Here is a 13264-nt window from a genome sequence, read left to right on the forward strand (position 1 = left end):
TATCTCAGATCGGACGTGGCCTACTGCGCATTCGGCTCCAGCAGGCGTTTGAGGCTGGTGGAGATGGGCACCAGCTCGACCCGGCTTGCCCGGTCTTGCAAGCCCCAGATCAGCAAAGCGGAAATGGTATCCGGTTTCAAACGCCCAAGCATGATCACCGCGCCTTCCTGACCGGAGCGGAATGCCGCCTGATCGAGGAAGCGACGCATGGCGCGCGGATCTTGTCCGGCACCGTCAAAATCGCGGAACACCACGCCCGAGGGGATGCCATCGCGCAGCGCCATTTTCTGCACCGTGTTCAGACCATTGTCCTGCAACACCAGCCCATAGCCCAGATCTGCCGCGATGGTTGCCACCTGATCCGCCAAGGGCCGATTGCCCTGCACGCCACTATCGATTCCCTCAAGAATGCCCACCGCCTCAGGCAAGCGGTCAAACCACACGGGCATCGCAGTTTCCGCGTCCTGCGGCTGGCCTTCACGCGGCAGATCTGCCAGCACCATGACCTCAAACCCAGCCGCCCGGCGCGCTTTCATGCGCGCCACGGCGTCCGGGTCGCTTGGGTCAATGGCAAAGGTCAGCGGATAGGGGAAATCTTCCAATGCCTCGGCCCCGACCGCGCCCTCTTCCTCAATCAGGATGATCGACATCAACGGCACGCCGGGCTCCGGGCTTGCAGGTTCCGCGTTGCGTACAAACGGCGGCGTCTCGGGCGTCGCTTCCGCACCCGTCTCAGGCGCGGCTTTATTGCGCTCTGTAAGGGGCACCACGCGCGTGCCGATGCTCGGCCCCGGCTCGGTGCCCGCATCGCCAGCGGTTTGCGGCAGATCTGCGATCCTCAACTCGCCCGCGTCATTCTCGCCCGTCTCATCCGATCTGACCGAGGGCGTCGTCAGGTTTGGCGAGGGCGTGGCATCGGGCGGCGTGCCGATCCCCGGTGCCTCAACCGCTGCACTATCAAGCCGCACCGGAGCAGGCGTGTCCTCTGCCTCCTGCGTCAGTTCAGGCGCGGGTGTTTCTTCTTCGGGTGCGCTCAGCGCAGGCTCCCCGCTGTCCGCAACCTCGGGGGCGGCGGCAGGGTCATTCACGACCGCAGGCGATTCTTCCACGAGAGGCGCTGCGGGTTGTGTGCTATCACCTGCATCCGTTCCCGGCAAAGGATCATCCGATGCAACCGAAATCTCGGGCGCGTCGACACCTTCTGGCGCGGAGTCCAGCGCAGCCTCCGTCTCGGTGGATACAGCCGGGCGCTCTGGTGCGGTGGTGTCGATCTCACTGGGCGCATCGTCACTGATGGTTCCTTCAGCGGTCGGCTCGGCGGGGGCCGTCTCAACCACATCCGCATCGCTGCCCGGTGTATCAAGGCTCTGTGTCGGTGTTTCACGCGGCTCCAGCGTCGTGGTCGGCGTATCATGTGAGACATCAACCGCCTGCGGCAAGGGTGTCGACAGTGACCAGACCGCCGCCCCAGCAACCGCGACCAGCGCCCCAACGCTTACGCCACCCAGAAATCCTCGCATGCCTGTTTCGCCCTCTTGCCTGTGCCCGTTTTCCTGCGCGCGCCCCAAAACGAGGTGCCTCAGCTCCGGTCATCTTCTCCGTCTGACGCGCGTCAGCCCGGATGTGCCCTTGACGCTGCCGCGCATCCCTGAACATGTATGGTCCCACACACTATACTGCGGCGCGGCCCCCGCCCGCCACCCTTAAAAGAGCGTCCCAAGATGTTGCTGCTTATCGACAACTACGACTCCTTCACCTACAACCTTGTGCATTATCTTGGCGAGCTGGGCGCCGAGATCGAGGTCTGGCGAAACGATGCGTTGGATGTGCAGCAAGCCATGGCGATGAAGCCCTCCGGCATCCTGCTGAGCCCCGGCCCCTGCGACCCCGATCAGGCGGGCATCTGCCTTGCGCTCACCGAAGCAGCCGCCGAAACCCGCACGCCGCTGTTGGGCGTCTGCCTTGGTCATCAGACCATCGGTCAGTCCTTTGGGGGCAAGGTGGTGCGCTGTCACGAGATCGTGCATGGCAAGATGGGCAAGATGCATCACACCGACAAAGGTCTCTTTAAGGGGCTGCCGTCGCCGTTCGATGCCACCCGCTATCACTCGCTGGTGGTGGAGCGCGAGAGCTTTCCGGACTGTCTGGAGATCACCGCAGAGCTGGAAGACGGCACCATCATGGGCCTGCAGCACAAAGAGCTGCCCATCCACGGCGTTCAGTTCCACCCGGAATCCATCGCCTCCGAGCATGGGCATGCGCTCCTGCAGAACTTCCTGAATGAGATGAAGGTCCCGGCATGAGTGATGCGCTGAAACCTCTGATCGGTCTGGCCGCAGATCGCGCCCTGACCCGTACCGAAGCCGAAACCGCCTTTGCCGCGCTGTTCAATGGCGAGGCCACCCCAAGTCAGATCGGCGGCCTTCTGATGGCCCTGCGCACCCGGGGCGAGACGGTGGATGAATATGCCGCCGCGGCCGCCGTGATGCGCGCCAAATGCAACAAGGTCACCGCGCCTCAGGGGGCGATGGACATCGTCGGCACCGGCGGTGATGGCAAGGGCACGCTCAATATCTCCACCGCGACGGCCTTTGTGGTGGCGGGCGCAGGCGTGCCTGTGGCCAAACACGGCAACCGCAATCTGTCTTCGAAATCCGGTGCGGCAGATGCGCTGACCGAGATGGGCATTCAGGTGATGGTCGGCCCGAAAGTGGTTGAAAAATCACTGAAAGAGGCGGGCATTTGTTTCATGATGGCGCCGATGCATCACCCGGCAATTGCCCATGTGATGCCCACCCGTCAGGAACTGGGCACGCGGACGATTTTCAACATCCTCGGCCCCCTGACCAATCCGGCGGATGTCAAACGCCAGCTCACCGGGGCCTTTAGCCGCGACCTGATCCGCCCGATGGCAGAAACCCTGCAGCAGCTCGGCTCCGAAAAGGCATGGCTGGTGCATGGCTCTGACGGCACTGACGAGCTGACCATCACCGGCGTCAGCTGGGTCGCGGGGCTTGGTGAAGACGGCAGCATTTCCGAATTCGAGATCCATCCCGAAGAAGCGGGCCTGCCCGAACATCCCTTTGAGGCGATTGTTGGCGGCACCCCCGCCGAGAATGCCGAGGCGTTTCGCGCGCTTTTGAACGGTGAACCCTCCGCCTATCGTGACGCGGTGCTGCTCAATTCTGCTGCCGCGCAGGTGGTTGCGGGCACGGTGTCCTCGCTCAAAGAAGGCGCCGAACGTGCCGCTGAGAGCATCGACAGCGGTGCGGCCCTTGGCAAGGTCACGGCGGTTGCACGGATCACTTCGGAGGCCGCCTGATGGCCCCGCAAGACCACGCCTCAGCCCTGCGACCTGCGGTCGTCGGGGGCTGGGCGGACCTGCCGTTCTTTCAGACGCATTGGCCCTTGATCGAGGCAAAGCTCGCACAAGACACGCGGCAGATCCTGCCGCCTGCGCATCAGCGTTTTGCCGCCCTTGAACTGACCCCGCCAGAGGCCACCCGCGTGGTGATCCTCGGTCAGGATCCCTATCCCACGCCGGGTCACGCCCATGGGCTGTCCTTTTCGGTCGAGCCCGATGTGACACCCCTGCCCCGATCATTGCGCAACATCTATCAGGAAATGCGCGACGACATCGGCTGCTGCCCCGACACCGGCGATCTGCGCCCTTGGGCCGCGCAGGGCGTGCTTTTGCTCAATACGGTGCTCTCGGTGCCTGCGGGCGACGCCAATGGCCACAAAAAACTGGGCTGGCAGGAACTTGCGCATCAGGTGCTGGATCATAGTTCTTGTCGCCCAACGGCCTATGTCCTCTGGGGCAATCAAGCGCAGAAGCTCGAGAGCCACATTCGCCCCGGCGATCACCTGATCGTCAAGACCGCCCACCCCTCTCCACTGTCGGCACGTCGGGGCTTTTTTGGCTCCCGCGTGTTCTCGGCGATCAACGACTGGCTCACCGCGCGCGGCGAGCCGCCTATCACGTGGGCCGCCCCACGCACTTCTCAAGGGAGCCTCTTCGATGTCTGAGACCATCCTCGATAAAATCAAAGCCTACAAACTCGAAGAGGTCGCTGCCGACAAGGCCGCCAAACCGCTGGCAGAGGTCGAGGATGAGGCCCGTGCCGCTGATCCTGTGCGCGGGTTTGCAGATCGTTTGCAGCAGGCCACGCACGAAGGCTATGGCCTGATCGCCGAGATCAAAAAAGCCAGCCCTTCCAAAGGTTTGATCCGTGCCGATTTTGATCCCGCAGCGCTGGCCAAAGCCTATGCCGACGGCGGGGCAACCTGTCTTTCGGTGCTCACCGACACGCCGAGTTTTCAGGGCGCTAAGGACTATCTGGTGGAGGCGCGCGCCGCCTGCGATCTGCCCTGCCTGCGCAAGGATTTCATGTATGACACCTATCAGGTCGCCGAGGCCCGCGCGCTTGGGGCCGACTGTATCCTGATCATCCTCGCCTCTGTCAGCGATGCACAAGCCGCCGAGTTGGAGGCCTGCGCCTTTGAGTGGGATATGGATGTGCTGCTGGAAGTCCACAACGAAGAGGAACTGGAGCGCGCCTGTCACCTGAAGTCACGCCTGATGGGCATCAACAACCGCAATCTCAAGACCTTTGAGACCACGCTCGACACCACCCGGACCCTGTCGCGCATGGTGCCGCCGGATCGCACAATCGTCTGCGAAAGCGGCCTGTTCACGCCCGAAGATCTCTCTGATATGGCCCGCTATGGTGCGCGCAGCTTCCTCATCGGCGAGAGCCTGATGCGTCAGGACGATGTAACCACGGCCACCCGGGACCTGCTGGCCAATCCGCTGGTTCCCACGGTCTAAACAAGGAGGCCTGTGCCATGTCGCTCACGCATTTTGACCAAAAGGGCGACGCCCATATGGTGGACGTCTCCGACAAGGATGTGACCGCACGGATCGCCGTGGCAGAAGGTCATATCAAAATGGCGAAAACCACTTATGAGACCATCGCCGAGGGCCGCGCCAAGAAGGGCGATGTCCTTTCTGTGGCGCGTCTGGCCGGGATCATGGGGGCCAAGAAAACCGCCGAACTGATCCCGCTTTGTCACCCGCTGCCCATCACAAAGGTCGCAGTAGAGCTGACCCTGGACCCCGACCTTCCGGGCGTGCGTGTCGAGGGTACAGTCAAAACCACCGGCCAGACCGGCGTCGAGATGGAGGCCCTGACGGCAGTCTCGACCGCCTGCCTTACGGTCTACGACATGGCCAAGGCAGTGGATAAAGCAATGGAAATCGGCGGCATCCGCGTCATGTTGAAAGACGGCGGCAAATCCGGTCGTTACGAGGCGTAGATGGCAACCCTTGGCCGCTCACTCGAACTCTATTTTGTAGATGGGCACCCGGATGGAATGCTCACTGCCGAAGTCTTCAATTGGACCGGCCATGTCCTTCGCATCCCTCGCACCCAGCTGGCCGAGGGGCTGTCTCGCCCGCAAGCGAAACAAACAGGGGTCTATCTGCTTCTCGGTCAGGGTGACACAGGCACAAAAGGCTACATCGGCGAAACCGAAAATATGAGCCAGCGCATTGCCCAACACGCCAGAGAGAAGGATTGGTGGGACATCGCGGTTTTGATCACGGCATCCGGCGACGCGCTACACAAAGCGCATGTGAAGTACCTCGAAGCGCGCCTGCTGGAGGCTGCATCTGCCGCGAAAAACGGGGCTGTGGAGAATGGTAATACTCCCCTTGGTGCCTCTCTGAATGAGGCCGCAACCGCAAATATGGAGAGTTTCTTAGAGACCCTTCACATGATCCTGCCTGCGATCAAAGTCGATTTCTTTCAGTCGCGCACGCGCCCGGTCTTGCAAACATCGCAAACCCCTAGAGGGCTAGAAACCGAGCCTAGGTTCTTTCTGTCGCTCCCAAAACACGGGATTGAGGCTAGCGCAGTCCTCGTGGATCAGGAGCTGGTGGTTCAGGTGGGCTCTGGTGTCAGGGCCAAATGGGTCGGGGATCGAAAACACGCTTCAAACTATCGAAAACTTCATGAAGAGCTTTCTGACGGTGGCATAATTTCCTCCAGGGATAACGGTTGCGCGACATTCACCCAGAATTACGCTTTCTCCAGTCCTTCCGCTGCGGCCGCAATAATCTGCGGTCGTTCTGAAAATGGGCGAACAGCTTGGAAAACCAAGGATGGCTCTACTTACGCCCAATGGGAATCCAAGAAACTAGAGGAAACTCAACCGTGATCTCCGTCTCTGAGGCCCGCGCGGCACTGCTTGATCTTGTCTCTGCCGTGGATGTTGAGACCGTCCCCTTGGCGCAAGCGGCGGGCCGTGTGTTGGCACAGCCCGTCACCGCAGGACGCGATCAGCCACCCTTTGATGCCTCCGCCATGGATGGCTATGCGGTGAATGCCGCCGAGGTGGAGCTGCATGCAATGTTCAAGGTGATCGGCGAGGCCGCTGCCGGACACGGGTTTCAGGGCCGGGTCGGTGCCGGTCAAGCGGTGCGGATCTTTACCGGAGCGCCGGTGCCGGAAGGCGCGAGTTTTGTGGTCATTCAAGAAGATGTGGACCGTAAGGGCGACCTCATCACCATCACTGATGATCCGGGGGGCAACGCCAATATCCGCGACCGGGGCCGTGATTTTCGGGCCGGACAAACCGTCGACGCCCCGCGCCTGTTGCGCCCTGCTGATATCGCGCTCTTGGCGGCGATGAACATCGCGGAGGTGCCGGTGCGCCGTCGCCCCGTGGTGGCGCTGATGTCCACCGGAGACGAGTTGGTGATGCCCGGTGAGACGCCCGGCCCGGATCAGATCATCGTCTCCAACACCTTTGGCCTCAAGGCGATGCTCAAGGAGCACGGTGCCGAAGTGCGCATGCTGCCGATCGCGCGCGACACCGATGCCTCGCTGCGCACCGCCTTTGGGCTGGCACATGATGCAGATCTGATCGTGACCATCGGCGGTGCCTCGGTCGGTGATCACGATCTGGTCGCCGGTGTGGCTGAAAGTCTCGGGATGGAACGTGCGTTCTACAAGGTTGCCATGCGCCCCGGAAAACCGCTGATGGCGGGGCGCTTTGGCGCAGGTGCCATGGTCGGGCTGCCGGGCAATCCGGTCTCCGCCATGATCTGTGGTCGGGTCTTTGTGGTGCCGATGCTCTTTGCCATGCTGGGTCTCCCAACAGCGGCAGAGAACCTGATGAGCGCACCGCTTGCAGCCCCTCTGCCCGCCAATGGCCCACGCCAGCACTATATGCGCGCCATGTGGAAGGACGCGGGTCTGCAGGCCTTTGACAGTCAGGACAGCTCGCTATTGTCGGTTCTGGCGCAGGCCGAAGCACTGATCGTGCGCCCGCCGCATGACCCTGCCCGCGATGTTGGTGAGCGTGTAGATTACCTCGCGATCTGAACCTCCACGAGCTGTACCCAACGGCGCACTCAGCAGAAAACCTAGCCTCTACTGCCACTTGATTGAGCATTTTATGTTCTCATTATGATCGGGACCGTTGACACAAAACGAGAACATGAATAGAACATAAACAAAAGGCATCGTGCAGAGGGGACAGCTATGCTGACGAAAAAGCAGCTTCAGCTTTTGGAGTTTATTCACAAGCGTCTGCAAAAGGACGGCGTCCCGCCCAGTTTTGACGAGATGAAAACCGCGCTGGATCTGCGCTCGAAATCCGGCATTCACCGCCTGATTACAGCGCTTGAGGAACGCGGCTTTATCCGCCGCCTCGCTCACCGCGCCCGCGCGATTGAGGTGATCCGCCTGCCCGACAGCCTCGGCGGCAATGCAGATAGTTTCCAGCCCAAGGTCATTGCAGGCGGCAAGGATCAAAACGCTCCAAAAGCGGAATTAAAACCCGTGGCGGACAACGGCGCCACGGAACTCGCCGTGATGGGTCGCATCGCCGCCGGTGTCCCGATTGAGGCGATCAGCCAGGCCTCCGCCCATGTGGCGGTGCCCAATGCCATGTTGTCCAGCGCAGGTCAGCATTACGCATTGGAGGTACGCGGCGATTCCATGATCGATGCGGGCATCAATGATGGCGATGTGGTGGTCATTCGTGAAACAGACGCGGCTGATAACGGTGATATTGTCGTCGCGCTTGTTGAGGGGCATGAGGCGACGCTCAAACGTTACGAGCGTAAGGGCCGTATGATTGAGCTGCATGCCGCCAACCCGGCCTATCCAACCCGCAGCTATTCCGAGGATCAGGTTAAGGTGCAGGGGCGCCTTGTTGGTCTGATCCGTACCTACTGATCCAAACGATCACACCAAAACACTATATGACGCCCGGCTGTACTGCTGCAGCCGGGCGTCTTTGGTTAGCGCGCAGACCATAGGCGGCGCGCGCCCGCATTGGCTGTGATCATTTCGCCCCGCTGCGTATAGGCGATGCTGCCTGTGTCGCGCAGCGCTTTCGGGGTGAGCCAGAGGCATTCCCCATCTGGGGGCTCCGCCTCTACGGAGAGCACGATCACCTCATGCGGCGCGCAGCTCATTTGCCATTCGCTCAACCCGGTTTTGCCCACGACATGCACAAAATGGCGTTCAACGGCCTGAAACGTCTGCACCTTTCCCTGTTGTCGCGCGGGCACGCGATCAAAGGCCTCGACCTGATCCGCGCCATCACCGTCGTTTTCCAGCCAGATACCCGCGACAAAACTCTTGCCGCGCGGTCGAGACAGGGCGCGTCCCTCTGATGTCATGACCCCAACCAACCCACCATCGGCAGAGATCAGAACCTCCGGGCGCGGCGAAGACGGCCAGAAGAACAGCGCCACGCCGATGGGCGCAAGTCCGACCCAACGCAACCGCCCCTGCCACAGCAGCACCAGCAACGCGCTCATGACCAGCACCGGCAACATCCATGGCTCTGGTGCGACCACCTGACCGCGGGCACCGGGCCAGCCGGCGACAGTGTCGGCGACGGTCAAAATCCAGCTGATCCCTTGTGACATGATCCAGAATCCAACCGCGCTGCCCCCAAAAGGCGCAAGGCAGATCGCCAGAACCGCGCCCGGCACCACCACCGCGCCCATCACAGGTACTGCTGCGAGATTCGCAATCAGCCCGTAATGCGAGACCATGTTGAAATGGGCCGCGGCAAACGGCGCTGTCGCCACGCCCGCTACCAGCGAGGACACCACAAGTGCCCCAATCCAGCGCAGCGCGCCTCCCAAGTGACCGCCGCGTCCCGGTCGAAACATCGGCTGCACCGCCCGAAACACCACCACCAGCGCCAGTGTCGCAGCAAAGCTCATTTGAAACCCGGCGCTCAGCAGGCTTTCGGGGCGGCGCAGCAGTACCAGCACCGCCGCAAATGCCACCGCCCGCACGGATATCGCGCGCCGGTCCATCAGCACCGCCACCAGCATCACCGCCACCATCAAGAACGCCCGTTCGGTGGCGACGTTTGCCCCGGACAGCAGCAGATAGCCAAAGCTTGCGACCAGTGCGACGGCGGCAGAGATTTTCTTGACCGGCCATCGCAACGCGATTCTGGGCCAAAGCGCAAAACCTCGGCGCAGGCTGGCAAAGATCACGCCAGCAAACAGACCCATGTGCAGCCCGGATATGGCCAGAAGATGCGCCAGATTGCTGGCGCGCAGATCTTCGCTCACATGTCTTGGCACATGGGCGCGATCCCCGGTGATGAGCGCGGTTGCAACGCCGCCCGTCCGCTCTGGCATCGAAGCGCGCACCCAATCGGAGAACCGCGCCCGGATGGTGGCCACCGGCAATACCTCTGGCGGGCCGCTGCGCAAAACGGGCACCCGGCTATAGCCGACCGCCCCAAGCCCTAAAAACCATGCGTGCCGCCGAAAATCGAACCCTCCCGGCTCTGCCGGACCTTGCGGCGGGGACAGATGCGCGGTGGTCATCACCCATGATCCCGGCTCTGGTGGGGCGCCGTCAAACAGTGAGATCCGCACCCGATTTGGCGTGCGCGCAGGTGACATATCCCTTAGACGCACCTGCCCCAGCGTGATCCGCATTGCGTCCGAGGCCGAACGATCCACCGAAAGAACCTGCCCCTCGACGGGACCATAGTAGCGAAACGTCAGCACAGGCGCACCCACCTGATGCGCCCTCAGTCCCATGTAGCAAAAGCCCATTCCGACCAGTACCAGCGCCCCCGCCAGTAGCCCCAGCCCATCACCGCGCCGCGCGCAGAAACCAAGCACCAACGAGACCACAAGAACACCTGCATAAATCTGCAGAGTTGGTTCGTTCGACACGAGAAAATAGAGCCCGATGCCCAGGCCAAAACACACCGGAACCCAGGGAAACAGATGTCCCCGCTGGGCCTGTAGCATTGCATCAAGAGCGCCTGAGATGCGCACGCTTGCTCCCTGCCTTCTGGCTCGGTACACAGGCGTCAAACGTTGAACCCTCAAGGTTTCCAAAAGGTAAATGCCCCACATGTCCCAACCGGTCGTCACCCGCTTCGCTCCCTCGCCCACCGGCTTTCTGCATATCGGCGGTGCTCGCACCGCGCTGTTCAACTGGCTCTATGCACGCGGACGTGGCGGCAAGTTCCTGTTGCGCATTGAGGATACCGACCGGGCGCGTTCCACCCCCGAAGCCACTGCTGCCATTCTGCAGGGCATGGCGTGGCTGGGTCTGGATCATGACGGCGAGGTGGTAAGCCAGTTTGAAGGTGCCGCGCGTCACGCCGAGGTCGCCCATCAGTTGCTCGCCGAGGGTAAGGCCTACAAATGTTTCTCCACACAGGACGAAATCGCGGCCTTCCGCGAAGCCGCCAAGGCCGAGGGCAAATCCACCCTGTTTCATTCGCCGTGGCGCGACACCCCCGAATCTGAACACCCGGACGCGCCTTTTGCGATCCGCATCAAAGCTCCCAAAGATGGCGAGACCACCATCCGCGACGAGGTTCAGGGCGATGTGACCATCAAAAATGCGCAACTGGACGATATGATCCTGCTGCGCTCGGATGGCACGCCGGTCTACATGCTGGCCGTGGTGGTGGACGATCACGATATGGGTGTGACCCATGTGATCCGCGGTGATGACCACCTGATGAATGCCGCGCGCCAGATGATGATCTACGAGGCCATGGGCTGGGATGTCCCGGTCTATGCCCATATCCCGCTCATTCATGGCTCTGACGGTAAAAAACTCTCCAAACGCCACGGCGCACTCGGGGCGCAGGAATATCAGGCCATGGGCTACCCGGCAGCAGGTATGCGTAACTATCTTGCGCGTCTGGGCTGGTCACATGGCGATGACGAATTTTTCAGCGATACGCAGGCCAAAGAGTGGTTCGACCTGAGCGGAATCGGCAAAAGCCCTGCCCGCTTTGACACCAAGAAGCTGGAGAACCTCTGCGGCCAACATATTGCAATTGCTGAGGATGCTGCATTGCGGCAGGAGATTGAGGCCTATCTGGAGGCTGCAGGTCAGCCCGCGCTAAGTGACGTACAGTCACAAGGGCTGGAACGCGCAATGTTCTGCCTCAAGGACCGGGCAAAGACTTTCCCTGAACTCCTTGAAAAAGCCCATTTTGTGCTTACTTCACGTCCATTGGATCGCGATGCAAAGGCAGAAAAAGCACTCGATTCAGTATCCCTTGGTATACTGGGCGAATTGACGCCGCATCTGCAAAATGCTAGCTGGTCGCGAGACGAACTAGAGGCCGCCCTGAATGAATTTGCCGCGGCCAAAGACACGAAGTTTGGCAAATTGGCTGGCCCCCTTCGGGCCGTGCTTGCAGGCCGCGCGGTAACGCCTTCGGTCTTCGATATGATGATTTGCTTGGGCCGCGAGGAAACACTGGCCCGGCTCAAGGACGTAACAGGCTAAGCGCCCGCAAAAGATCTGTCGTTAAGGTCTGGGTAAGCCCGTTCGTATAGGACTGCGCCTGCGTCGCCAATGACGCGGGCGCCCCGCTGCGCGGGACGGGCCACCCGCCCTCTCTGCGCCTGTAACAGGAAGGGACATCTATGACCGATACACAGAAAACTGCCCAGCTCAGCCTGAATGGTGAGACTTACGATCTTCCCATCTTCTCGCCGTCTGCAGGGCCTGATGTTCTGGACATCCGCAAACTCTACGCGCAGGCCGGAGTTTTCACCTATGATCCGGGTTTCACCTCGACCGCGAGCTGTGACAGCACCATCACCTATATCGACGGTGACGAAGGCATCCTGCTGCATCGTGGTTACCCCATCGACCAACTGGCGGGTAAATCCCATTACCTAGAGGTCTGCTATCTGCTGCTCTACGGTGAGCTGCCGACCGCGACCCAGCTTGAGGATTTTGAGACCCGTGTGACCCGTCACACCATGGTCCACGAGCAGATGCACAACTTCTTCCGTGGCTTCCGCCGTGATGCGCACCCGATGGCAACGCTCGTGGGTGTTGTTGGTGCCATGTCCGCGTTCTACCACGATTCCACCGATATCGCCGATCCGTGGCAGCGCGAAGTGGCGGCCATCCGTCTGATCGCGAAGCTGCCGACCATCGCGGCGATGGCCTATAAATACTCCATCGGCCAGCCGTTTGTGTATCCGCGCAATGATCTGGATTATGCCGCGAACTTCCTGCACATGTGTTTCTCGGTTCCGGCAGAAGACTACAATGTCGACCCGATCCTGAGCCGTGCGATGGACCGCATCTTTACCCTGCATGCGGACCACGAGCAGAACGCCTCAACCTCGACCGTGCGTCTGGCATCCTCCTCCGGTGCCAACCCGTTCGCCTGTATCGCCGCTGGCATCGCCTGCCTCTGGGGTCCCGCACATGGTGGTGCCAACCAAGCCTGCCTTGAGATGCTCAAGGAAATCGGCTCGGTTGATCGCATCCCTGAGTTTATCGCGCGCGCCAAGGACAAGAACGATCCGTTCCGCCTGATGGGCTTTGGTCACCGTGTCTACAAAAACACCGACCCGCGCGCCAAGGTGCTGAAGCAATCCGCCGACGAGGTGCTGGAGCTTCTAGGTGTTGAGGACAACCCGCTCCTGCAGGTTGCCAAGGAACTGGAGCAAACCGCGCTCAACGATCCTTACTTCATCGAGAAGAAACTGTTCCCGAACGTGGACTTCTACTCGGGCATCATCCTTGAGGCGATGGGCTTCCCGACCTCCATGTTCACCCCGATCTTTGCGCTGTCGCGCACCGTCGGCTGGATCTCCCAGTGGAAGGAAATGATCGGTGATCCACAGAACAAAATCGGCCGTCCGCGCCAATTGTATCTCGGTGAGACACAGCGCGATTATGTCGACATCGAAAACCGCTGATTACATTTGGTA

12 protein-coding genes are annotated in these 13264 nt (G+C 61.1%); 10 read left to right on the forward strand and 2 right to left on the reverse strand.

Annotation, left to right across the window (positions count from 1 at the left end):
• Positions 1 to 20: 20 nt before the first annotated feature.
• The gene (locus UB90_RS14660; RefSeq protein WP_065324107.1) at positions 21 to 1520 is read right to left on the reverse strand and encodes a divergent polysaccharide deacteylase family protein; all 1500 of its coding nucleotides are present in this window, start codon (positions 1518 to 1520) and stop codon (positions 21 to 23) included.
• A 201-nt stretch (positions 1521 to 1721) separates the two neighbouring features.
• Between UB90_RS14660 and UB90_RS14665 the strand changes: the two genes are divergently transcribed.
• The 8 genes from UB90_RS14665 (at position 1722) to lexA (ending at position 8249) form a co-directional block, all read left to right on the forward strand.
• A complete protein-coding gene (locus UB90_RS14665) occupies positions 1722 to 2303 on the forward strand; it encodes an anthranilate synthase component II (protein WP_005639559.1) in 582 nt (193 codons plus the stop codon).
• A complete protein-coding gene (gene trpD, locus UB90_RS14670) occupies positions 2300 to 3322 on the forward strand; it encodes an anthranilate phosphoribosyltransferase (RefSeq protein ID WP_009179283.1) in 1023 nt (340 codons plus the stop codon). The genes UB90_RS14665 and trpD overlap by 4 nt, the downstream gene beginning before the upstream one ends.
• Positions 3322 to 4029, forward strand: a complete 708-nt coding sequence (locus UB90_RS14675) for a uracil-DNA glycosylase (protein WP_065323996.1) — start codon at positions 3322 to 3324, stop codon at positions 4027 to 4029. Before trpD ends, UB90_RS14675 begins: the two co-directional genes overlap by 1 nt.
• The gene (gene trpC, locus UB90_RS14680) at positions 4022 to 4831 is read left to right on the forward strand and encodes an indole-3-glycerol phosphate synthase TrpC (RefSeq protein ID WP_009178999.1); all 810 of its coding nucleotides are present in this window, start codon (positions 4022 to 4024) and stop codon (positions 4829 to 4831) included. Before UB90_RS14675 ends, trpC begins: the two co-directional genes overlap by 8 nt.
• A 17-nt stretch (positions 4832 to 4848) precedes the next feature.
• On the forward strand, positions 4849 to 5319 hold the full coding sequence (gene moaC / locus UB90_RS14685) for a cyclic pyranopterin monophosphate synthase MoaC (RefSeq protein ID WP_065323995.1): 471 nt from the start codon (positions 4849 to 4851) through the stop codon (positions 5317 to 5319).
• Complete coding sequence (locus UB90_RS14690) at positions 5320 to 6222, forward strand: GIY-YIG nuclease family protein (protein ID WP_065323994.1); 903 nt, start codon at positions 5320 to 5322, stop codon at positions 6220 to 6222. It abuts the gene before it with no gap.
• The gene (locus UB90_RS14695) at positions 6219 to 7391 is read left to right on the forward strand and encodes a molybdopterin molybdotransferase MoeA (protein ID WP_065323993.1); all 1173 of its coding nucleotides are present in this window, start codon (positions 6219 to 6221) and stop codon (positions 7389 to 7391) included. The genes UB90_RS14690 and UB90_RS14695 overlap by 4 nt, the downstream gene beginning before the upstream one ends.
• A gap of 159 nt (positions 7392 to 7550) precedes the next feature.
• Positions 7551 to 8249 (forward strand): transcriptional repressor LexA, encoded by a 699-nt coding sequence (gene lexA, locus UB90_RS14700; protein WP_065323992.1) that lies wholly within the window; start codon positions 7551 to 7553, stop codon positions 8247 to 8249.
• 65 nt (positions 8250 to 8314) lie between these two features.
• Here the strand turns inward: lexA and UB90_RS14705 are convergent, their stop codons facing one another.
• The gene (locus UB90_RS14705) at positions 8315 to 10336 is read right to left on the reverse strand and encodes a ComEC/Rec2 family competence protein (protein WP_065323991.1); all 2022 of its coding nucleotides are present in this window, start codon (positions 10334 to 10336) and stop codon (positions 8315 to 8317) included.
• A gap of 79 nt (positions 10337 to 10415) precedes the next feature.
• On the opposite strand from UB90_RS14705, the gene gltX reads away from it, so the two are divergent.
• Both gltX and gltA read left to right on the forward strand, forming a co-directional pair.
• The gene (gltX, locus tag UB90_RS14710) at positions 10416 to 11816 is read left to right on the forward strand and encodes a glutamate--tRNA ligase (RefSeq protein WP_065323990.1); all 1401 of its coding nucleotides are present in this window, start codon (positions 10416 to 10418) and stop codon (positions 11814 to 11816) included.
• 140 nt (positions 11817 to 11956) lie between these two features.
• Complete coding sequence (gltA, locus tag UB90_RS14715) at positions 11957 to 13252, forward strand: citrate synthase (RefSeq protein WP_065323989.1); 1296 nt, start codon at positions 11957 to 11959, stop codon at positions 13250 to 13252.
• Positions 13253 to 13264: the final 12 nt, after the last annotated feature.

The sequence above is a fragment of the Tritonibacter mobilis genome (assembly GCF_001681715.1).
GTDB classification, from domain to species: Bacteria; Pseudomonadota; Alphaproteobacteria; order Rhodobacterales; family Rhodobacteraceae; genus Epibacterium; species Epibacterium mobile.